General features: G+C 73.8%; 22 protein-coding genes. 2 read left to right on the forward strand and 20 right to left on the reverse strand.

Annotated features, from left to right (window positions below):
* The first annotated feature begins 167 nt into the window (after positions 1 to 167).
* Both rpmF and HA039_RS01090 read left to right on the forward strand, forming a co-directional pair.
* On the forward strand, positions 168 to 341 hold the full coding sequence (gene rpmF, locus HA039_RS01085; protein WP_167022375.1) for a 50S ribosomal protein L32: 174 nt from the start codon (positions 168 to 170) through the stop codon (positions 339 to 341).
* Positions 342 to 391: 50 nt separating this feature from the next.
* Positions 392 to 1567, forward strand: coding sequence for a GTP-binding protein (locus tag HA039_RS01090; protein ID WP_167022378.1), 1176 nt, complete (start codon positions 392 to 394; stop codon positions 1565 to 1567).
* Between the two features lie 65 nt (positions 1568 to 1632).
* On the opposite strand, the gene HA039_RS01095 is transcribed toward HA039_RS01090, so the two are convergent.
* From HA039_RS01095 to HA039_RS01190, 20 genes are all read right to left on the reverse strand, one after another.
* A complete protein-coding gene (locus tag HA039_RS01095; RefSeq protein ID WP_167022380.1) occupies positions 1633 to 2433 on the reverse strand; it encodes a putative protein N(5)-glutamine methyltransferase in 801 nt (266 codons plus the stop codon).
* Between the two features lie 121 nt (positions 2434 to 2554).
* Positions 2555 to 3433 (reverse strand): anchored repeat-type ABC transporter permease subunit, encoded by an 879-nt coding sequence (locus tag HA039_RS01100; RefSeq protein ID WP_167022384.1) that lies wholly within the window; start codon positions 3431 to 3433, stop codon positions 2555 to 2557.
* Complete coding sequence (locus HA039_RS01105) at positions 3430 to 4224, reverse strand: anchored repeat-type ABC transporter ATP-binding subunit (RefSeq protein WP_243868989.1); 795 nt, start codon at positions 4222 to 4224, stop codon at positions 3430 to 3432. Before HA039_RS01105 ends, HA039_RS01100 begins: the two co-directional genes overlap by 4 nt.
* Positions 4221 to 5114: a TIGR03773 family transporter-associated surface protein gene (locus tag HA039_RS01110; RefSeq protein ID WP_243868992.1), complete on the reverse strand. Its 894-nt coding sequence runs from the start codon at positions 5112 to 5114 to the stop codon at positions 4221 to 4223. The genes HA039_RS01105 and HA039_RS01110 overlap by 4 nt, the downstream gene beginning before the upstream one ends.
* Entirely contained in the window at positions 5111 to 6679 is a 1569-nt protein-coding gene (locus HA039_RS01115; protein WP_167022387.1) for an anchored repeat ABC transporter, substrate-binding protein, read from the reverse strand. The genes HA039_RS01110 and HA039_RS01115 overlap by 4 nt, the downstream gene beginning before the upstream one ends.
* Before the next feature lie 177 nt (positions 6680 to 6856).
* A complete protein-coding gene (locus tag HA039_RS01120; protein ID WP_167022390.1) occupies positions 6857 to 8473 on the reverse strand; it encodes a TIGR03773 family transporter-associated surface protein in 1617 nt (538 codons plus the stop codon).
* Between the two features lie 63 nt (positions 8474 to 8536).
* Positions 8537 to 9844 (reverse strand): choice-of-anchor M domain-containing protein, encoded by a 1308-nt coding sequence (locus HA039_RS01125; protein WP_167022393.1) that lies wholly within the window; start codon positions 9842 to 9844, stop codon positions 8537 to 8539.
* 186 nt (positions 9845 to 10030) lie between these two features.
* Entirely contained in the window at positions 10031 to 10633 is a 603-nt protein-coding gene (locus HA039_RS01130; protein ID WP_167022396.1) for an anthrone oxygenase family protein, read from the reverse strand.
* Positions 10634 to 10774: 141 nt separating this feature from the next.
* Entirely contained in the window at positions 10775 to 11728 is a 954-nt protein-coding gene (gene metF / locus HA039_RS01135) for a methylenetetrahydrofolate reductase [NAD(P)H] (protein WP_167022399.1), read from the reverse strand.
* A gap of 133 nt (positions 11729 to 11861) precedes the next feature.
* Complete coding sequence (locus HA039_RS01140) at positions 11862 to 12800, reverse strand: alpha/beta hydrolase (protein WP_167022402.1); 939 nt, start codon at positions 12798 to 12800, stop codon at positions 11862 to 11864.
* 34 nt (positions 12801 to 12834) lie between these two features.
* Entirely contained in the window at positions 12835 to 13545 is a 711-nt protein-coding gene (locus HA039_RS01145; RefSeq protein ID WP_167022405.1) for a beta/alpha barrel domain-containing protein, read from the reverse strand.
* On the reverse strand, positions 13542 to 14243 hold the full coding sequence (locus HA039_RS01150) for a phosphoribosylanthranilate isomerase (RefSeq protein WP_167022408.1): 702 nt from the start codon (positions 14241 to 14243) through the stop codon (positions 13542 to 13544). The genes HA039_RS01145 and HA039_RS01150 overlap by 4 nt, the downstream gene beginning before the upstream one ends.
* Positions 14240 to 15385, reverse strand: coding sequence for an acyl-CoA dehydrogenase family protein (locus tag HA039_RS01155; protein ID WP_167022411.1), 1146 nt, complete (start codon positions 15383 to 15385; stop codon positions 14240 to 14242). Before HA039_RS01155 ends, HA039_RS01150 begins: the two co-directional genes overlap by 4 nt.
* A gap of 47 nt (positions 15386 to 15432) precedes the next feature.
* On the reverse strand, positions 15433 to 15807 hold the full coding sequence (locus tag HA039_RS01160; RefSeq protein WP_167022414.1) for an ectoine synthase: 375 nt from the start codon (positions 15805 to 15807) through the stop codon (positions 15433 to 15435).
* A gap of 2 nt (positions 15808 to 15809) precedes the next feature.
* Positions 15810 to 16637, reverse strand: coding sequence for a tryptophan synthase subunit alpha (gene trpA, locus HA039_RS01165; RefSeq protein WP_167022417.1), 828 nt, complete (start codon positions 16635 to 16637; stop codon positions 15810 to 15812).
* On the reverse strand, positions 16630 to 17679 hold the full coding sequence (locus tag HA039_RS01170) for a hypothetical protein (RefSeq protein WP_167022419.1): 1050 nt from the start codon (positions 17677 to 17679) through the stop codon (positions 16630 to 16632). Before HA039_RS01170 ends, trpA begins: the two co-directional genes overlap by 8 nt.
* 1 nt (position 17680) lies before the next feature.
* Entirely contained in the window at positions 17681 to 17944 is a 264-nt protein-coding gene (locus HA039_RS01175; protein WP_167022422.1) for an acyl carrier protein, read from the reverse strand.
* A complete protein-coding gene (locus tag HA039_RS01180) occupies positions 17941 to 19449 on the reverse strand; it encodes an AMP-binding protein (protein ID WP_167022425.1) in 1509 nt (502 codons plus the stop codon). The genes HA039_RS01175 and HA039_RS01180 overlap by 4 nt, the downstream gene beginning before the upstream one ends.
* Complete coding sequence (locus HA039_RS01185) at positions 19439 to 20365, reverse strand: MaoC family dehydratase (RefSeq protein ID WP_167022428.1); 927 nt, start codon at positions 20363 to 20365, stop codon at positions 19439 to 19441. Before HA039_RS01185 ends, HA039_RS01180 begins: the two co-directional genes overlap by 11 nt.
* On the reverse strand, positions 20362 to 21612 hold the full coding sequence (locus HA039_RS01190; protein ID WP_167022431.1) for a beta-ketoacyl-[acyl-carrier-protein] synthase family protein: 1251 nt from the start codon (positions 21610 to 21612) through the stop codon (positions 20362 to 20364). The genes HA039_RS01185 and HA039_RS01190 overlap by 4 nt, the downstream gene beginning before the upstream one ends.
* Positions 21613 to 21746 lie beyond the last annotated feature (134 nt).

Below are 21746 nucleotides of genomic sequence, written 5' to 3' on the forward strand. Positions count from 1 at the left end.
TCCGGCTTCCCGCACACCACCCGGCCTGATTCGCCTCCCCAACGACGCTCCGGGGATCACGTCACCTCGCGTGCGGCATTCGGAGTACGACCATAACCTCGTAATGGAATCCATTTTCATGTAGCGTGCGGAGTCACCCCGCAGCCGCGTATTCAGGAGGAAGCGCCATGGCCGTACCGAAGCGGAAGATGTCCCGCAGCAACACCCGTCACCGCCGCGCCCAGTGGAAGGCCAGCACCCCCGCCCTGGTCCCCGTCACGATCGACGGCACGGTCCATCTCGTACCGCAGCGGCTGGTCAGGGCGTACGAACGCGGGCTGCTCAGCCCGGAGAGCCGATAGCCGGGAGCGGTGGGACCGAGATCCGCGAACGGAGAGCGAGAATGCCCGGCATGACGTCGGAACGACTGCCCGTGACGGTCCTGTCCGGGTTCCTGGGGGCGGGCAAGACCACCCTGCTCAACCATGTCCTGACCAACCGCGAAGGCCTGCGCGTCGCGGTCATCGTCAACGACATGAGCGAGATCAACATCGACGCGGCGCTCGTGCGGGGCGGCGAGGCCGCGCTGTCGCGCACCGAGGAGCGCCTGGTCGAGATGACCAACGGGTGCATCTGCTGCACCCTGCGGGACGATCTGCTGGAGGAGGTCGACCGGCTGGCCAGGGAGGGCCGGTTCGACTACCTGCTGATCGAGTCCAGCGGTATCTCGGAACCGATGCCGGTCGCCGCCACCTTCGCGTTCCCGCGCGACGACGGGGCGACGCTCGGCGACCTCGCCCGGCTGGACACGATGGTCACCGTCGTGGACGCCGTGAACCTGCTGCCCGAGCTGGAGCGGGGGGACGGGCTGGCCGAGCGGGGGCTCGCCCCGTACGAGGACGACGACCGTACGGTCAGTGACCTGCTCGTCGACCAGATCGAGTTCGCCGACGTCATCGTCCTCAACAAGCTCGACCTCGTGGACACGGCGGCGGCGGACCGGCTGACGGCGACGCTGCTGCGGCTCAACCCGGTCGCGCGGATCGTGCCGGCCGTCCGGGGGCGGGTGAACGTGCGCGACGTCCTCGGCACGCACCTGTTCGACCTGGAGCGGGCGCAGCAGGCGCCGGGCTGGGTACGGGAGTTGAACGGCGACCATGTGCCGGAGACGGAGGAGTACGGCATCTCCAGCACGGTCTTCCGCGCCGAACGGGCCTTCCACCCGGGCCGGTTGTGGGACTTCGTCACGCGGCGGCTCGACAGCGGCGACTTCGGGGAGGTTCTCCGGTCGAAGGGCTTCTTCTGGCTGGCGGGCCGGCCGCACGTGACCGGTCTGTGGTCGCAGGCCGGGTCCGTGGCCCGCTTCGAGCCGTCGGGCGCGCGCGGCCCCGACACCGCGCAGGGCCAGGAACTGGTCTTCATCGGTACGGGACTTCGGGCCGAGGCGCTGCGGAGCGCGCTCGACGGGTGCCTGCTGGCCGACGGCGAGGGCGTACCCGCGTCGGATCCGTTCCCCGCGTGGGACACGTACGGCATCGACGACGCGTGCGAGCACGAGCACGCCGGACCGGCCGCCGCGCACGTGTGACCTGCGGCCGAGCGCCGGGCAGGGCCTGACGGCCTGCCCGGCGCTCCCGCGTGCGTGCGGTGCGCTCAGGGGCGGGCGGGCGCCTTCGTTCCGACGACCACCGTCGCGTACAGCTCGTCGGAGGTGGCCGTGCGCGCGAGGAGGCCGTCCCCGGTCACGGTGGCCACGGCGCGGGCGGCCTGGCGTTCGCTCGTCTCGAACAGCAGGCTGCCGCCGGATGCCAGCCAGCGCGCGGCCCCGGCGGTCACCCGCCGCAGGACGTCCAGGCCGTCCGCTCCCCCGTCGAGCGCCACCCGCGCCTCGTGCAGCCGGGCCTCGGCGGGGAGCAGGGGTATCTCGCCGGTGGGGACGTACGGGACGTTCGCGAGCAGGACGTCGACGCGGCCGGCCAGCCCGGCGGGCAGCGGCTCGTACAGATCGCCCTCGTACACCCGGCCGCCCGCGGCGGCGACGTTGGTCCTGGCGCACCGGACGGCGGCGGGGTCGATGTCGGACGCGTACAGCTCCACCCCGGCCAGCTCGGCGGCCAGCGCCGCGCCGAGGGCCCCCGTACCGCAGCACAGGTCGACGACCACGGCGCCGGGGCCCGCGAGCGCCAGCGCCTGGTCGACGAGGAACTCGGTGCGCCGGCGCGGGACGAACACCCCGGGATCGACGGTGATGCGGCGGCCCCTGAACTCCGCCCAGCCCAGGACGTGTTCGAGGGGAAGCCCGTCGACCCGGCGGTCCACCATGGCGGTGAGTTCGGCGGGGGTGCGGGCGGTGGAGAGGATCAGCCGCGCCTCGTCCTCGGCGAAGACACAGCCGGCAGCGCGGAGCGTGGTGACCACGGTGGGGAAGGTGAGAGGGGACGGTGGAACCGGCATGGGAGCCTTTCGGGAACGCCTACGGGCGCTCCCGCGGTCACCTGGGTCGGTCGGACCGCACGGCCGTGAGGGGGAGCACCCGGCCTGATACAGCGGTAATGGGGTCCACCTCCTCGGTCGGTCACTGCTGAAGGACGACCTCACTGTACCCGAGGCGGCGGCGACCCGACGCGATCAGGCCATGCCGGGGCGCGAACAGCCAGCACAGCACGAAGACGCCGGTCACGACGAGCACGATCAGGCCACCCGCGGCGAGGTTGTACGCGTACGACAGGTAGAGCCCGGCCGTCGCGGACGCGGCGCCGATCGCGGGGGCGAGGACCATCATCACGCCGATGCGGTCCGTGAGGAGCCGGGCGCAGGCGGCCGGGGTGATCAGCAGGGCGAGGACGAGGATGTTCCCGACCGCCTGGAGCGAGATCACCACGGTGACGGTGACCAGCGCGTACAGGACGACGTCGAGCGCGAGGACGGGCAGCCCGGCGGCCCGGGCCGTCTCGCGGTCCAGGCTGACGGTGACCAGTTCCCGGTGCACGGCCCCGGACACCAGGAGCAGGACCAGGCCGGTGACGGCGACGGTGAGGACGTCGGAGTCGCTGATGCCGAGGATCTGCCCGAAGAGGAACGACTCCAGGGAGCCGCTGTAGCCGGGGGCCGTGCTGAGGACGACGATGCCCAGGCCGAACGCGGCGGCGAAGAAGACCCCGATGACGCTGTCCTCCTTGAGCCGCCGGTTCTGCGAGAAGACCGCCACGGCGAGGGCGGTGAGCAGTCCGGCGGCGGCCCCGCCGAGAACGAGGTCGAGGTGGAGGACGAAGGCGATCGCCACGCCGGGGAAGACCGCGTGCGAGACGGCGTCCCCGATGAACGCCATTCCGCGCAGGACCACATGGCTGCCGACCACGCCGGAGACGATCCCGCACATGACGGCGACCGCGAACGCCCGCTGCATGAAGACGTGTTCCCAGGGGGCGGTGAGGAAGTCGAGGGTCGCGTTCATCGGGTGACTCCCAGGGAGGTCAGCAGCTGGTCGGAGGAGGTCACGCCGAAGGCGCGCAGCCAGACCGCCGGGTCGCGCAGTTCCCCGGGCGGCCCGTCGGCGACGACGGTCCTGTTGAGCAGGCAGAGCCGGCCTGCCATGCCGGCGGCGGCGGGCAGGTCGTGCGTCGTCATCAGCAACGCCTTGTTCTCCTGGCGCAGTTGGTGGAAGAGGGAGGTGAGCAGTTCTTGGGTGGGGACGTCGAGTCCGGTGAACGGTTCGTCGAGGAGGAGCAGCGAGGGGCGCAGGGCGAGGGCGCGGGCCACCAGGACCCGCTGGCGCTGGCCGCCGGAGAGTTCCCCGATGGGGCGGCGGCGCAGCGCGGTGAGGGCGACCCGTTCGATCGCCTCGGCCACGGCGGCGCGGTCGGCGGGGCCGGGGCGGCGCAGGAGGCCGATGCGGCGGGTGCGTCCGGTGAGGACGGCCTGTTCCACGGAGAGGGGGAAGTCCCAGGCGAACTCGTGCCGTTGAGGTACGTATCCCACGGAGCCGCGCCTGCGTTCCACCGGGCGTCCGTCGATCCGCACGCTGCCGGTGTGCGGGGTGAGCAGGCCGAGGATCGCGCGCAGGAGGGTGGTCTTGCCGGCGCCGTTGGGGCCGATCAGGCCGACCAGTTCACCGGCGCGGACGGTGAGGCCGACGTCGCTGAGGGCGAGCCTGCCGCCCAGTTCCACCGAGAGGGAGGACACCTCCAGGACCGGCGGGGCGGACGAGGTGGGCGGGGTCGTGTCCGGGGTCATGTCCGGGGTCATGTCCGGGTTCCTTCCTGGCGGCGGGACCGGTCGCGGAGCCGGCGCCGTACGAGCGGGGTCACCACGGCGGCCACGACGGCCAGCGCGCCGCCGGCTCCCCACCGGAGGAGCGCGGCGGAGCCGTCGGCCGGGCCGGCGGACGGTGGCGGGGCGAACGCCCGCCGCGGGTCCTGCGGGCCGACGGAGAACCGCAGGGTGCTGCTGTCCTCGTAGTGGGTGCCGTCCTTGTCCTCGGCGGTCATCCGTACGTCGAGGAGGTACGTGCCCGGCCTGGTGAAGGCCCAGTTGCCGTGCACGTGGCTGTTCAGCTCGATCCCGGTCTCCTGCGGCAGGGGCTTCCGCCCGTCGAAGAGGACCGTCGGGGTGCCGAAACTGCCGTTGAGGAAGAGGACGAAGTCGCCGGGGCCCCGCACACCGGTGAGCTGCCAGGTGACCTCGCGGTCGACGGTCGCCGCGACCTCCGGGTCCTGGCTGTTCCAGCCGGGCCACAGCACGCCCTCCCGCTGGACCTGCGGGAGGAGCCAGACGCGCGCGCCCGGCTCGCCGAGGAAGGCGAACGCCCGGTCGTCGGGAACGGTGATCCGGGCCGCGTCCCCGACCTGGAGCACCACGTCGTCGGGGGCCCGCCAGGTGGCGGGGTCGGCGGTGTCGTCGCGGATCTCCACGGCCCAGCGGCCCCGGTCGAAGCGGGGTCCCAGGTCGACGTGGCCGTCACCGACGACCGTACGGTCCCCGGGCGCCGCGACCCCCACCCGGTCGGCCGCGGTGCCGGGCGCGGCGGGGCCGAGGAGGAGCGCGAGAACCGAGGCGGCGACGACCGGGACGGCGGCGACGGAGCGCCGCGAGGTGGGGCGGCGTATGGCGGACCTGTGCGGGGTGAAGGTGGTCACCGGGTGCCTCCGAGGCAGGTGCTGAGCTCGTCGGCGTTGTGCCGCATCATGTCGGTGTAGTGGCGGACGTTCGCGTCGAAGGCGTCGCCGTACAGCGTGCAGACGTCGACGTGCTGGTCCTCCGCGACCTGGGTGAGCACCGTGGCGCGCCGGGCCAGGTTGGGTTCCATGAAGACGGCGGGGACCTTGAGGTTCTTGATGGTCCTGGTCAGCTTCTCCACGTCGTCCGCGCTCGGCTCCTGGGCGGGGTTGGGGACGACGAAGCCCGCGACGGTCATGCCGTAGGCCTCGGCGAGATAGCCGAACGCGTCGTGCGTGGTGATCAACTGCCGCCTTCCCGGCGGGATATGGGCGATGCGGTCGCGTACGTACGTGTCGAGGGAGTCGAGTTCGTTCTCGTACCGGCGGCTGTTCGCCGTGTAGGCGGCCGCGCCCGCCGGGTCGCGATCGCGCAGCGTGTCGCGGATCAGCTGGGTGTACGCCTTGGCGTTCCGCACGTCCTGCCACAGGTGCGGGTCGATCTCGCCGTGCACGTGTTTGCCGAGCACGGCCTGCGGGAGCTGGTGGATCTCCGTACCGCCCCTGCCCAGGAACGAGAAGCGGGGGTCGTCCGGGACCTTCACCAGGGTCCGGTTCGGGACCTCGACGACGACCTCGCCGGGCGGGATCTCCTCCTGGGTCCTGCCGTGGGTGCGGAGATCGGTGAAGGCGGAGAGCCGGCCGTTGTCGATGTTGACCGTCAGGTCGGTGTGCCCGCGGTCCAGGATCGTCGTCCCCGGTCCCGCCACGGTGTGCGGGTCGACCCCGACCGCGAGGGTGAAGGTGCCCCTGCCGACCGGGCGTGATGCTCCGTGGGCGTTCTTGAGCTTCGCCTCCAGGGTGAGGCGGTAGACGCCCGGCTCGGTGAAGGCCCAGTTGAGGTGGGTGTGCGCGGCGGGCGGCAGGCTCGTCGTGTCCTTGGCCGTGAGGCCGTCGCGCGAGTCGAAGAGGACGAGCGGCTGTCCGAGGGACTCCGTCAGGTACGCCACCAGCTTGCCCGGCCCCTGGACGTCGGTGGCGGAGAGCAGCACGTCGGAGGAGCGGGTCGCGCCGCGCGCGGCGCCGTCACCGCGGACCCGCAGGCCGAGCCAGAGCACGTCCAGGCCGATGTCCTCGACCAGGGGGATGACGTGCGCGCCGTACGTCTCGGACGCCTCGGCGAGGGACACGTTGGGCGTGCCCTTCCTGGCGTTGGCGTCGACGGCCTTGATGAGGGCGTGCTCCTCCAGCAGCAGGTGGTTGGTGAAGGTGACGTCGGCCCGGGACACGGTGTCCGCGTCGCGCGGGGTGGGTTCGTACGCGTGCGGGTCCGCGCCGGGCGGCACGATCGAGTCGACCTGGACGCGGTCCCCGCCGACCTGCCGGACGAGGTCGGCGAGGATCTCGGTGGTGGTGACGACCCGCAGGGCGGCGCCCGGGCGGTCCGTGTCGGCGCCGGGGCGGGCGTGTCCCGTGCACCCGGACAGGGCGAGGGCCAGGACGGCGGTGGTGACCAGCGCCCGCGGGGCGGGTCCGGGCATGCGCATGATGAGGGGACTCCAGGAGGCAGAGGGGGGCCGGCGCCGGTTGCATGGGGGAGGACCGGCGCCGGCCGGGGAAGGGGTGTGCGCGACCCCAGGCGTGGTCGCGGATCCCCGGGCGGAGAGGGCGGCCGGGGTCCGCCGGCCGTGGGGGGCCGGCGGGTCCATCGGTCCGTCGGTGGGTCAGGGGCGGGCGGTACGGCGCCGGGCGCGGGTGGCGGTGATCGCGGCGCCGCCGACGACGACGAGGACGCCGGCGCCGAGCGCCAGGGGCAGGGCGGGGCCGCCGCCGGTGTGCGCGAGACTGCCGCCGGGCGCCGCCTCGTCCGGGCCGGCCGGACCGCCCTTCCCCGTACCGGAGCCGGAGCCCGCGGGAGGAGTCGCGGTGGCACCCGGCCGCGCGCCGGGACCGCTCTTGCCGCCGCCGTCGCCGTCGCCGGTGGCGGTTCCGGGGGTGACGGCGTTCGGGTCGACGTCGCCGACCGCGAAGGTGTACGTACGGGTGTCGGTGGCGGACGCGCCCGACGCCAGGCGCCCGGCGAGCTGGAAGGTGACGCGGTAGACGCCCTCCTCGGCGAAGCCCCAGTTGGCGTGGGCGTGCACCCCGAGGTTGACCTTCCGGCCGTCCGGCAGTCCGTCGGCGCTGTTGTAGAGGACCTGGGCGCCGCCCAGCCCGGCCGTCTCCCAGATCGCGAGGGGGCCGGGCCCCGCGACCTTGGTCAGACGCAGGTCGACCGGGCCTTCGAGCGCGCTGCCGCGCAGCGACTCGGTGTTCCAGCCGGCCCACACCACGCCCGGCTTCTGCACCTGGGGGATGAGCCAGAAGGCTTTGCCCGCCGTGCCGAGGAACGCGTAGGCGCGGTCGGCCGGCACCTTCTCCTTCGCGGCGGGGTTGACGTGGAGGATCACCGAGGACGGTTCGCGCCAGACCACGTGGGCGGGGTCGCGGCTGTCCTTGAAGAGGGTCCGCAGGGTGCCGTTCACCATCTTCCCGGCGATGGCGTCGACGTGTCCGTCGTCGATGACCGTCCTGCCGGTGGCGATCGCGTCCGAGCCGGAAGGGGCGTCGGCGCTCGCCGCTCTGCCGGCCGCGGAGTGGGTGGTGGACTTCCGGGCCAGGAGCGGGGCGCCGGGCGGATCGGCCGGCGGGGACTGGGGGGTCCGTCCCGGGAGGAGCGCCGTGGGTGGGCCGGCGCTCGGGGACGGCAGGGGGGTGGTGGGGGCGTCGGGGCCGACGGGGGTACGGGCGGGCGCCGCCGCGACCCGTACCGTCCACTCCGTCTCCGCCGTGGCCGTCCCGCCGCCGGGCAGGAGGGCCGTGGCGCGGGAGGTCAGGCGGTACTCCCCCGGCCGGGTGAAGGCCCACCGCGTGTCGCCCTCGGTGGTGGCGGGCAGGTGCCACACGTCGGGCAGCCCGTCGGTGCTGTCGAACCGCACGGGCGGGGCGTCCGGGCCGTCGGCGGCCTCCGAGACGGTCAGGTCCCCCGGGCCCTCGATGCCGGTCAGGGCCCAGTCGACCGGGGTGCCGGCGGGTATGCCGGACGTGTCCCACGCGGGTGAGCCGGTGCCGTCCTGGCCGATCTCCAGGTCCGCCGGGACGGTGGTGTCCTGGGAGGCCGTGCTGTCCGGTGCGGACCTGAGGTCCAGCGCCAGGCGGTCGCCTTCGAGGGACAGGGCCATCCGCGGGGGCACGGCACCGTCCGGGGTGCCGGCGACCGCCGCGGGCGCGAGGCCCGCGCCCAGCGCGACGGAACCGATGACTCCGGCGGCGGCCCACCGCGCTGTCCTGGGTGTTGCCATGAGGTGTGTACTCCGTCTTCCGGCGAGTGGGGGTCGGACGCGTGGGGTCGGGCGACTGGGGGCTCAGAGGCGGGCGGCGCGGGCCGCGCGGCGGCGGAGGTGGACGACGGTGGCCGTGCCCGCGCCGAGGAGGAGCACGCTGCTCGCGCCGAGGGGGACGGTGACTCCCGAACCCGTCGCGGCGAGGGCGCCCGAGGGCGCGGCGGCGCCGCCGGACGCGAGGGGGCCGTCCGGCTCCCCGCCCGTCGCGGGCACCACACCGGCGCCGGAGGTGCCTTCGCCCTCGTCGCCGACCGCCGCGCCGGAGCCGGTACCGCCTGCCGCCGGACCTGAACCGGAGCCCGACGCCGAGCCGGAGCCCGAACCGGATGTCGTACCGGCCGTCGTACCGCCGGTGCCGCCGCCCGATGTTGTGCCGCCGTCGGCCGAACCACCGCCCGTGGCGCCGCTGTTGGAGCCACCCGGCTGGGCGCCGCCCGCGGCCGTACCGCCGTCGGCGCCACCGGGGTCGCCCTGCCCACCCGGATCGCCCGGATCGCCCGGATCGCCAGGCTCACCGGGATCGCCGGGACCGCCCGGGTCGGGGTCCCCCGGCAGGGTCACCTCCGCCGGGTCCACGTCACCGACGGCCATGGTGAAGACCTGGCTGTCCGAGACGTCCTCCCCGGAGGCCAGCCTCGCCCGGAAGGTGAACGTCATCCGGTAGACGCCCTCGTGGGTGAACACCCAGTTCGCGTGCTCGTGGGTGCGCGCGGGCACGTCGTACGCGTCGGGCAGCCCGTCCCTGCTGTCGAACCGCATCAGTGGTTCGCCGAACGGCGACCAGGCGAAGACCAACAGGCCGCCCGGGCCCTCGACCTTGTCGAGCGACAGGCCGAACTGCCCCTGGACGTCGGTGTCCTGGAACTCCTCGGTGTTCCATCCCGCCCACAGCACGTCCGGGTCCTGGGTCTGCGGAATCGTGTAGTACGTGTCACCCGCCTCGCCCAGGAAGGCCAGGCCGTCGGCGGGGTCGGGGACCGTCTCGCGGCCCTTGGAGGTCAGATGCATGACAACCGAGGTGGGTTCGTGCCAGGTGACGTCGTCCGTCCTGCTGTCCTTGAACAGCGTCCGGAACCTGCCGTTCACCATGCGCGCGGCGATCGCGTCGACATGACCGCTGTCGACGACGAGGCGCTGGTCCGCCACCTCGTCCGCCCCCTCGCCGGCCGCGCTGCCCGCCGGCGGAACCGCCGGTCCGGACAGCGAGACAACCGGCGGCGCCGACGCTCCCGTACCCCCGTCGCCGGCGGCCGCCCCGCCGGACAGCAGTCCGGCGGCGGCCAGCGCCAGCGCCCCCACCACACGCGCGGATCGCGCAGTCGAACCCATCGCCCCTCACCCACTGTTGACGTCACTCGCGACGCCACCCTAGGCGAGATGGTAATCATTTTCAATAACTGCCCGACCGTGCGCCCCGCGGAGGGGTGCGGACAGCGAAGCGCCCGCCCTTCCCCGGGAGCCGATCGGGAAGGACGGGCGCGACACCTGCGGCCTGACGGCGCCGCTGAGGGGGGCTCAGACGGCGCCCGGGCGCAGCGGGGAGGTCGTCCCGCGCCCGTGCAGCACCAGGGCGCGGGCGAGGAAACCCAGCGCCGCGGTGCAGACCAGGGTCCGCACGATGTTGGTGGCCACCCAGGTGTCCTTGAACTTGTCGACGATCGAGAAGTCGGTGATCTTCGCCGGGTCCCCGGCGGCGGCCAGCTCGTTGTTGAGCGGGATGTTGACGCTGAACGTGATGACGAGGGCGACCAGGTAGAGCGCCGCGGCGGCGGCGATCCAGAGCGCGGCGGACCGGCGGCCCTGGCGGTGTTCCAGGAAGACCGCGATGCCGGTGGCCAGGAGCGCCCCGACGAAGACCATGCCGAAGAGTCCGCTGCCGTCGATGAGCGCGTTGAAGTTCTGCATCGCGGCGACGTAGGTGCGGTCGTCGCCCTTCGCCAGGCCGGGCATGACGGAGACGTCGAAGGCGAAGAACAGGCCGGCCATGAGGCCCATGGTGATGGTCGCGATCATCAGCAGGGGGCCGGCCGCTCTGCTGCGGCGCACCGCCGGCGCGCCCACGGGGGGCGAGGGGTGGGCGACGTAGGGCTGGGGGGTGCCGGTCGGGAAGTGGCTCATGGGAGTTCCTTGTCTGACGTCCGCCTCATGGGACCAGTCAAGTGCACGGCGCTGAGACGGTACATGGTTGTAAAGCTCAGGTGCATGTCCCTGCGTCCAAGTCGGTGTCGCGGCGCGGGAATCGGACGGGCCGCCGCGGGTTCAGCGCGGGGCGGCGGCCGGTACGCGGGGCTCCCGCGCGGCCACCCCGAGGTTCTGGTGGATCTCCAGCGTGGCCGTGGACCGGTTCAGGGTGATGTAGTGCAGACCGGGGGCGCCCTCGGCGAGCAGCCGCTCGGCCATGGCCGTGGCGTGCTCGACCCCGATGCGGTGGCCGTCGGCCGGGCTGTCCCTGGCGGCTTCGAGGCGCCGGGCCAGGTGGTCGGGGAAGCGGGCGTCGCTGAGTTCGGCGAAGCGGCGGATCTGCCGTACGTCGGTGGCGGGCATGATCTCCGGGATGATCGGCGTCGTGCAGCCCGCGGCGGTGAGCCGGTCGCGCAGCCTGAGGTAGTCGTCGACGTCGAAGAACATCTGGGTGATGGCGTAGTCGGCGCCCGCGCGGCACTTGGCGACGAAGTGGCGGATGTCGGTGTCCCAGTCGGCGGAGCGCGGGTGGCGCTCGGGGAAGGCGGCCACGCCGACCGTGAAGTCGCCCAAATCCCTGATGAGGGAGACCAGTTCGCTCGCCTGGGCGAAGCCCTCGGGGTGGCGGACCCATTCGCCGCGCGGGTCGCCCGGCGGGTCGCCGCGCAGCGCGAGGACGTCCCGGATGCCGGCATCCGCGTACTGGCCGATGATGTGGCGCAGTTCGGCGACGGAGTGGCCGACGGCCGTCAGGTGGGCGACCGGGGTGAGGGTGGTCTCGGCGGCGATGCGCTTGGTGACCTCGACGGTGCGGTCGCGCGAGGAGCCGCCCGCGCCGTACGTCACGGAGACGAAGGTGGGGGCGAGCGGTTCGATGCGGCGGATCGCGTTCCAGAGGGTGCGTTCGCCCGCTTCGGTCTTCGGCGGGAAGAACTCGAAGGAGAACGAGCGCCGCCCCTCCGACCATCCCGACAGAAGGCCACGGGGGCCGGACGGGGAGTACGGCGGACGGTCTGCGGTCTCTGCCGCCATGGCGGAGGTCCTTCCTGTAGTCGGTCCCGGACAGGCCCGAGGCGCCTGTGGGTTCGCACAGTAGCCGTCGCGTGGCGCTGCGTTCCGCCGTGGCCACATCGTGATCACCCGCGCGGGGCCGCGCCCGCGGCCGTCAGCGCGTGCCGCCCGCCCGGCGGCGGAGCAGGCATTCCTCCAGGAACGCCACCGTCCTGAGGTGGTGGGTGGGGGCCGCGTACCCGAGGCTGATGTTGTGGCCCGCGGCGGGCAGCCGCTCCACCGTGACGTGCGGGGCGGCGGTGAGGAGGGCCGTCATCGCGGCCAGGTCGTCGTCGCCGAGCCGCCACCACAGTTCGTGTTCGGCGAACGTCAGCCGTACGGGGTTGGTGATCCGGCCCGCCAGGCGCGGGTACTGTCCGGGCCAGGAGGCGGTCTGGGCGGCCTCGTGCCGGGGGACGCGCTGGAGGAGGGTGCGGCTCGCCCGGAACGTACCGGGCGGATAGAGGTGCAGCGGGCCCCAGTTGAGGCGGGACGCGCCGCCGCCGAGGGTGTCGGGGAAGTGGCGGGCCTCCGGGTTGTACTGCCAGCCGCAGCCGTTGACGTCCACGCCGAGGAACGACCCGCCGGCCTCGGCGGCCGCCATGTGAAGGGCGACCTTGCCGCCGTCGGAGTGTGCGGCGAGGAAGAGGCCGGCCCCGGTGGGGTGGGTGAGGGCGAAGGCGGCGAGCGCGGTGTTCAGGACGTCGGCCTGCTCGCCGAGGGAGAGGCCGTCGGGGAGTTGGCGCGCGGACAGCCCGTACCCGGGGCGGTCCAGGGCCAGGACGGTGTGGCCGAGCCTCGCGCCCAGCGTGAGCAGGGAGTTGACCGGGTCGGCCAGGCCGTTGAAGTAGTCGGCGCACATGCCGCGGCCGTGGATCGCGACGACGACGGCGCGGGGTGCGCCGCCCTCGGCGACGGCGGCCGGCTCGGCGAGCAGACCGGACACCTGGACGCCGTCGGCGTCCAGGACGACGGGCCGGACGGCGGGGGCGGAATCGGGAGCGGGGCCGAGGGCGGGGCCGGGCGGCGGGGTGGTGTCGGCCGGGGCGGTCATGGGTGGTGGTCTCCAGGGGCGGTACGGGACGGGGTCAGGGCGTGCGGGCCGACGGCCGGGCCCTGGCGCGGTCCAGGTCCTCCAGCCAGGCGGCCGCGCTGTCGGTGCGCAGCAGCGACGTGCCCACCAGCAGACCCGCGTAGCCCGCGTCGAGGAGGCGCGCGGCGGCCGCGGGGCTGTCGATGGCACTGGCGCTCACCGGACACCGGGTACCGGACGCGCGGAGGGCGGGCAGCAGGGCCAGGCTCCTGTCCAGGTCTCCGCGATCCCTCTCCTTGGTCTTGATGTCCTTGTTGTTGACCGCGATCACGCACTCGTCGGCGTGCGGCAGCCCGTCGAGTTCGGCTTCCTGGGTCACCTCCACGAAGGGGGTGAGCCCCTCGGAGAGGCAGCCGGTGATCAGGGTGCGCATGCTCGACCTGGGGAGGAGGGCGGCGGTGAGGAGGACGGCCGACGCGCCCAGTTCCCTGGCGGCCGTCAGCTGGTCCTTGCGGGTGATGAAGTCCTTCTGGAGGAGGGGCAGGTCGGTGAGGGCGGCGACGTCGCGCAGCAGGGCCGTCGTCCCGCCGAACCAGCGGCCGGTCACCACCGAGACGCAGGGCGCGCCCGCTTTCTCGTACGACTCCACGATCGCGGCCGGGGTGCGGCCGCCGAGCAGGTCGTAGCCGTGCGCGTCGCGCCGTTTGACCTCCATGACCAGCGGGCGTTCCGCGGCCAGCAGGGCTTCCAGGAAACGGGCGGTCATCTGGTCTCCTCCAGGGGGTGTGTCGTCCGCCAGGCGCGGGCCAGGGCGGTGACGGCCGGCGCCGCCAGGCGGCCGTGGCCGTCGCGGGCCGCCGTGTCGACGTCGACCCCGCGGAAGCCGGGGTGGCTCACGACGGGGGCGAGGCCGGGGCGGTGGTCGGGGGTGATGCCCCCGGCGAGCAGGAACGGCCGGGTGAGGCGCGGCAGGAGGTCGAGCGCGTCCCGCGCGCGGGGGGCCTGTCCGGTGCTGCCGACACGGCCGTCCTCGGTGGTGGTGTCGAGGAGGAAGAGGTCGGTGCCGGCCCGTTCGTAGGCGCCGATCAGCGGGCGTTCCGGGCAGCCGCCCGCGCGCAGGTGGAGCACCTTGACCAGGACCGCGTCGGGCAGGGCGGCCCGCAGCGCCCTGACCACGCCGGGCGGTTGGTAGGCGTGGAGCTGGAGCCAGCGGAGCCCGGTGCGGCGGGCGAGCGCGGCGAGGGCCTCGGGGTCGCCGAGGAAGGTGACGAGGACCGGTTCGAGGCGGCCGGTGGCGTGGGCGGCGGAGACCAGGTCGGACAGCCGGTCCTCGGGCAGGTCGGCGTGGCCGCCGGGCACCCCGTGCCAGAGACCGACGTGGCTGGCCCCGTGGGTGGCGAGCAGGTCGATGTCGGCCTCTTCGGTGGCTCCGCAGATCTTGAGCACGGCGGCCGGCCCGCTCATGTGCCGAGGCCCATCATCGAGGCGATGCGGTTGTACTGGATCTCGCTGGTGCCCGAGTAGATGGTGCCCGCGACGGCGTTGCGTACGTCCTTCTCGAGGCCGTACTCGGTCATGTAGCCGTGTCCGCCGAAGAGTTGGACGGCGGTGAGGCTGGTGGCGAGGTTGGATTCGCTGGTGAGGAGTTTGGCGATGGCGAGGTCGGTGGTGACGTTCTCGCCGGCCGCGAGGCGTTCGCCGGTGTCGTACAGCCACTTGGCCGCCGTCTCCAGCCGGATCTTCGCGTCGACGATCTTGTTGGCGACGGCCTGGTAGGAGCCGATGGTCCGCCCGAAGGAGCGGCGGGTCCTCGCGTGGGCGACGCAGCGGTCCAGGCGGTGCCGCATCTCCCCCACATTGACGACGAAGGAGTAGAGGATCTCCCGCTTCATCACGTGGTCGAGGACGAGGAACCCGCCGCCGACGCGGCCGAGGACCTGGGTGGCGGGCACGCGGCAGCCGTCGAAGTAGAGCTCGCTGATGGGTGAGGTGCGCAGGCCCATCTTCTTGGTGGGCTTCCCGATGACCAGTCCCGGGGTGTCCCGGTCGACGAGGAACGCGGTGACGCCGAGGGCGCCGCCGTCCGGGCGGGTACGCGCGTAGACGACGAACACGTCGGCGATGGGCCCGTTGCTGACGAAGATCTTGCCGCCGTCGAGGACGAAGTGGTCGCCGTCGCGGACGGCCCGGGTGGTCATCGCCATGGCGTCCGAGCCGCTCTCCGACTCGGTGATCGCGTGGGCGCCGATGGCCTCGCCGGAACAGATCCGGGTGAGGTACGTGTCCTTCTGGGCGGCCGTGCCGAACTGCTCGACGGGGACGCCCGTGCTGGCCATGGTGGTGGTGACCGAGAAACTCAGCCCGGAGTCACGGCAGTTCTCGCCCAGGCCTTCGAGCACGTGCATGGTGGTGAGCAGGGACTGGCCGAGGCCGCCCCACTCCTCCCCGAAGGGCAGTCCGAGGATGCCGGTCTCCCGGATCAGTTTCCACTTGTCCCAGGAGAACGTGGCGTGTTCGTCCTGTTCTATGTGGCCGGCGCTGAGGGCCTCGCCCCACCGTGCCAGGCCCTCGCGCAGGTCGGTCTGATCGGCGTTCCAGCGGATCACGGTGAGCCTTTCGATGTACGTACGGACCGTGCGGGGTCTGGGGTGGATCAGTAGGCGGAGGAGCTGTGTTCGTCGAGCTGGTGGACCTCGTCGCCCTGGAGGGCCGGCGAGAAGACGCACACCAGGCGCAGGTCCTCGTGCGGGCTCGCCACGAGGTAGTGGGGGTCGTTCTCGTTCAGTGCGTAGAGGACGCCGGGCCGGAGCGGGTGGGACGTGCCGTCGAGCTCGACCACCTCGCCGGAGCCCTCGATGCAGTAGCAGGTCTCCAGGTGGTTGCGGTACTGGAGGCGGGACTTGGTGCCGGCGCGCACGGTGGTGTCGGTGACGCTGTAGTCGAGGCCGTCCGCGGCCGTGAGGAAGCGACGGCTCAGGCCGTTGCCCCATTCGACGGTCTTGACGTTCTCCAGGTCACGGATAATCATGTTCAACTCCCTGTTTTCGCGATGGTGTTGGTCGGGATGGGAGAGACGGACCGGACGAAGTCGCGGAAGGCGCGGACGAGGTCGTCGCCCTGGTCGAGTGCCTGCTCGATCGTGGCGACGCCCGCGGAACCGATGATCACTCCGTCGGCTCCGCAGGCGCGTACGGCCTCCACGTCCTGTCTGGTCCTGACCCCGAAGCCGACGGCTATCGGGGACGTCGTGTGCGCCCGGAGCGCGCTGACCGTGCCGGCCAGGTCCGCGTGGCCGGTGGCCGGCGCGGTGCCGCTGCGTCCGTAGTGGGCGACGAGATAGAGGTAGGCGGTGGCGTGGGCCGCCGCCTCCGCCCGAGTGGCGGGCGGGCTCTGCTGGTAGCAGGTGGTGACGACGGGCAGCCCCGCCTCGCGGGCGGCGGCGAGGTGGGCGTCGCGCAGCCGGGGCGGCAGCGCGTGGACGAGCAGGCCGTCCGCGCCCGAGTCGGCGACGGCGCGGGTGGTGGCCGCGAGGTCCCGGTGCTTGAGCGAGTGACTCCAGTCGGCGAGCAGGGCGATCCGCAGGGTGCGCAGTCCGGGGCGGACGGCGGCGATGAACTCCAGGACCTCGTCCAGGCCCACGCCGCGGGCGAGCGCGCGGTCCGCCGAACGGCGGATCACGGGTCCGTCGGTGACCGAGTCCGGGAAGGGCACCGCGAGTTCGAGGCAGTCGACGCCCTCGTCGTCCAGCATCCGCACGAGGTCGGCGAGGACGTCGAGCGGCGGGTCCCCGGCGTTGAGGAACAGCGCGAGGCCGGGCCCCTCACCGGTCGTCCTGGCGCGGGTGAAGAAGTCAGACACGGGCCGCTCCGCCCGTACGGGCCGGTGGCCGCGCCTGGTCGGCGCGGACGCGTTCGGCCAGGGCGCGGGCGGCGCCGCCGCGCACCGCTTCGCCGGCCGCCGCGACGGCCTGGGCCCAGTCGGCGAGGTGGCCGCTCGCGACGGCCAGGGCCGCGGCGTTGAGGCAGATCGTGCGGGTGGCCACCTCACCGGCGGCGCCGTCGAGGACGGACAGGAAGTGGTCGGCGGCCGAGGCGGGGTCGGCGGCCGGGCCGATGTCCTCGAACCCTCCGTCGGACGGCACCAGTTCACCGGCCTTGAGGGTCAACTCGCCGCCGTCGCCGGTGTGGACGGTGTTGTCGGTGAAGGGGAGCAGTTCGTCGGCCCCCCGGTCGTTGACGGTCAGCCACAGCGCGCGGTCGGTCACGGTCCCGGCGAGGGCGCGGAGTTCGGCGAGCGGCGCGCCCGCCGAGACCCCGGTGACCTGCGCCGTGACGGGCAGGTCGGCGAGGAAGGGGCCCAGCGCGTTCAGGAAGCGGCCGAAGGGCTTCATGCTCAGCGGCGCGACGGTCCTGGCGAGCCGGGTCAGCTGCGCGGGGTAGACGAACGGTCCGGCGAAGGCGATGCCGTACCGCTCCAAGGTCGCGCCCGTCTGCTCGTACGACGACGTGGGCCGGATCCCGAGCCGCTCCAGGAGGTCGACGGAGCCGAGACCGCTGGAGTACGCGCGTGAGCCGGTCTTGACGACCCGGACGCCCGCCGCGGCGGCGACGAACGCCGACGCGGTGGAGATGTTGAAGGTCCGGGGACCGCCTCCGGTGCCCACCACGTTGACCGTGCCGGGCCAACGCGCCGCCGAGCGGGCCGGCCGCCGTTCGGCGAGCGAGTCCAGCAGGTGCCGCAGGGTCTCGTGGTCGGGGAGCCGGGTGGCCAGGGAGGTCAGCAGGGCGACGGCCTGCGTACGGTCGAGGCCGCCGTCGCCGAGCTGGTCCCAGAACGACCGCCAGGTCTCGCGCCCCACCGGGGCGCGCTGTTCGAGCAGGCCGAGGATCGCGAGGTGCACGTCAGTTTCCCGCGACCTCTGGCCGGCGCGCGCCCGAGACGAACGCGTCGATCGCGGCGACACTGCGGAAGTTGTCCGGGTCGAGGTCCTCGTCGCCGATGGCGACCTCGAACCGGTCCTCGACCCAGGCGATCAGCTTCAGCACGCCTAGGCTGTCGATGACGCCGTCGGAGAGCAGGTCGTGGTCGTCGGCCAGCTCCTCCGCGCGGACGTCGGGCAGGAACTCCTCGATGACGAACTGCTTGATGGTGCCGACGTGGCTCATGACGTTCTTCCTTTCGCTGGTGACAGGGGGTGGAGCCGGTCGAGCGCCCTGCGGTCGACCTTTCCGGTGGCGGTCTTGGGCAGCGGTTCGTCGACGATCCGCAGCTGGGCGGGGACGGCGGCCCGGGGCAGGCCCTGGGCGCAGTGCCTGCGCAGTTCGAGGGTGCTCACGCCGCTGCCGGGCGCGCGCTGCACGGCGGCGATCAGGACGCGTCCCTCGATGGGGTCGGGCACGGCGGCCACGCCCGCTTCGAGCACGGCGGGGTGGTCGAGCAGGACCCGTTCCACCTCGGCGGTGTTCACCGCCACGCCCCGGACCTTGACCTGGTGGTCGCCGCGGCCGGTGAGGTGGAGCCGCCCCTCGGTGTCGCGCCGTACGAGGTCACCGGTACGGAACCAGGGCCGGTCGTCGTGCCCGAGGGGGTGGCCGGTGAAGACGCCGGCGTGCCGGGTCCTGTCGAGGTAGCCGGCCGACTGGAACGGCGTCGACACGTACAGCTCGCCGGAGCCGGGGCCGGTGACCGGCCGCCCGTCCGGGTCCAGGACCAGGGCCTCGACCCCGGGGAGGGGGACGCCGATCGGCACGGGTGCGGCGGTGGTGGCGGTCACCTCGTGGACGAAGCTGTCGTTGGTCTCGGTGCAGCCGTAGATGTTGTGGATCCGCGCCGAGGGGAACAGCCCGGGCAGCGCGGCGAGGGTGCGGTCGGGGATGACGTCACCGGTGAACATCGCGTGGCGGACGGCGGGCAGGGTCAGCCCGCGCCGCTCGGCCGCGTCGAGGAGCAGGCCGTAGAACATCGGCACCGCCTGGACGACCTGGACGTCGTGGCGCACGAGCAGGTCGAGGAGGTGTCCGCCGCGGGCGGCGAGGGCGGGGTCGACGAGGACGACCCGGCCGCCGTGGGCCAGGGTGGTCCACACGTCCAGCAGGCAGAGGTCGAAGTTGAGCGGGGCGTAGTTGAGGACCGTCGTGCCCGGGGTGATCGAGAAGGCGGGTCCGGCCCAGGCGGCGAAGCGGTTCACGGCGTCGCGGCCCAGCGGGACGATCTTGGGCAGGCTGGTGGAGCCCGAGGTGGTGAGCATGAACGACACCTCGGCGGCCTCGCGGGGCGAGAGCGGCTGCGGGGTGACGTCCGGGTTGGGGACGACGCCCGGGTCCCCGGCGCCGGGGGTGATCACCCGGCGGCAGCCCGCCTGGGCGAACAGGTCCGCGAGCAGGGCGGGGGCGAGGGCCGGGGACGGCAGGAGGAAGGGGCGCCGGGCGAGGAGGCAGGCCAGGACCAGGGCCACGGCGGCGGGCGACTTGGTGGCGAGGACGCCGACGGGCTCGCCGGGGGTGAGCCCGAGGCCCTCCAGCCGTTCGCGCTGCCGGCCCGCCTGTTCGTAGAGCTCGCGGTACGAGGTCTCCTCGCCGTTCCAGACGAGCGCGGGCGCGTCGGGGCGCTCGCGGACCTGGCGGAGGAATCCGCCGACGAGTCCGCCGGGGCCGGGGCTGTCACCGCTCATGGCTGCCTCCGGTGGCTGCGGCCCCGGAATCGGTGCCGGAATCGGTGCCGGGGCCGGCGAGCTGGACCCAGCCGCTCTTGACCGCGGGTCCGGCCGGGGTACGGCCGGTGAAGCGCACCACCCGGCCCGCGGCGTCCGGCTGGAGTTCGAGGCGCAGCGGCTCGCCGGGCGCCACGGGGGACGAGAAGCGGGCGCCGATGCCCCGTACCCGCGCCGGGTCGCCCTCGGCGTACCGGTCGGTGATCTCCTCGACGGCCAGGGCCACCACGCTCATGCCGTGGGCGATGACGGAGGCGAAGCCGGCCGCGCGGGCGGCGTCCCGGTCGAGGTGGATCGGGTTGAGGTCGCCGGAGGCGCGGGCGTAGCGGGCGATCCACTCCTCGGTCACCTCGTGGGTGGCGACGGCCGGTTCGCCGGTCCCCGCGGGTTTCGGGGCGGGGGCTCCGGCCGAGATGTCGCCGAAGGGGTCGAGTGCGGTGGCGCCGACGAGCAGGGCGCTGGTGAGCAGTTCGGCGAAGGGTTCCGCTCCCCCGTCGGCGTCCCCGGTGAGCCGGGAGCGCAGGGCGACGCGGGTGCCGCGCGGCTCGCGGCGGGCGCCGAGCACGTCGAGCCGTACCGTCACCCGCTCGCCGGGGGCGACGAGCCGCAGGCAGCGGATGTCCTGGCCGAGGTGGACGACGGAGACGGGTCCCGTCTCGGCGGCGGTCAGGGCGGTGACGGTCTGCTCGGCGACGGCGTGGGCGAGGACAAACGCGTGGACGGGCGAGGCGAGCCGGGCCGCCGGGATGTCGGTCGCGGGGAGCGCGGAGCGTACGGCGTCCCGGTAGGCGGCGAGGTGCGCCGCGGTGACGGTGGAGGCCGCGGCGGGGGCGAGTGCCTCGGCCGGGGTCGTCGCGGCGGTCGGGGTGGTGGTCATGCCGGCGTCACCACCAGCGTGGAGTTGTGGCCGCCGAAGCCGAAGGAGTTCGACAGCGCGGGGCCGGAGGCCACGGGGCGCGGGGCGCCGTGGACCACGTCGATTTCCATGCCTGGCTCCAGGTGTTCGTGGTTGGCGGTGGGCGGGACCTCGCACCGGCGCATCGCCTCGACGGTGGCGATCAGCTCGACGGCTCCCGCGGCGCCGAGAAGGTGGCCGATGACGCTCTTGGGCGCGGTGACCGGCGGTCCGCCGGCGCCGAACACCTTGGTGAGCGCGGCCGCTTCGGCGCGGTCGTTGTGCGGGGTGGAGGTGCCGTGGGCGTTGACGTGGACGATGTCGGAGGGGATCAGGCCGGCGTCGGCGATCGCCCCGGTCATCGCGTCGATGGCACCGGAGCCGTCGGGCAGCGGCATCGCGAGGTGGTACGCGTCGGAGGTCGCCGCGTATCCGGCGACGGTGGCGTACGTGCGCGCGCCGCGGGCCCGTGCGTCGTCGAGGCGTTCCAGGACGACGAACCCGCCGCCCTCGCCCATCACGAAGCCGTCGCGGTCGGTGTCGAAGGGCCGGGAGGCGTGCTCCGGGTCGTCGTTGCGCAGCGACACGGCGTTGAGGTTGCCGAACGCGGCGAGGGTGACCGGGGTGAGGGTGGCCTCGCAGCCGCCCGCGAGGACGACGTCGGCGCGGTGGGTCTGGAGCAGCATCAGCGCGTGGCCGACGGCGTCGGCGCCGCTGGCGCAGGTGGTGGCGATGGTCAGGGCGGGGCCCTGCCAGCCGAGCCTGATCGCGATCTGCGCGGCGGCGGCGTTGGGCATCGTCATCAGCGGCATGAGCGGGTTGACCCGGTGGGGCCCCGACTCGGTGAAGAGGCGGGACTGCTCGTCGCTGACGGTCCGGCCGCCGACGGCGTTGCCGACGACGATGGCGGTACGGCCGGGGTCGACGGTGGGCGAACCGGCGTCGCGGTGGGCGGCGAGCGCGGCGGTCGTCCCGTACAGCGCGAAGGGGTCCATCCGCCGGGCGTCCTTCTCGGGGACCAGTCCGACGGCATCGAGCCCGCGGACCCGGCAGCCGATCCTGAGCCGGTGTCGGGACAGGTCGAGGTGGGTGAGCGCGGCGGCGGTCGAGCGGCCGGCGCGCAGGGTGTCCCACAGGTCGTCGGGGGTGCTGCCGCCCGGTGTGACGACGCCCATGCCGGTGATCGCGACAGGCGCTGTGAGCGGTGCGTGCCTCGGTGAGGTTGGCATCTCGGATCCCGTATCCCGTGCGAGCGGCGGACGGCCGTCCGGCCGTTGTGGTGGTGGGTGGTGGCGGGCGGGCGCGCGTGCCGACCGGTGGTGGTACGGGTCGGTCACGTGCGCCGGCGGCCGCCGGCGCCGGC

Source organism: Streptomyces liangshanensis (assembly GCF_011694815.1).
Classification (GTDB): Bacteria; Actinomycetota; Actinomycetes; order Streptomycetales; family Streptomycetaceae; genus Streptomyces; species Streptomyces liangshanensis.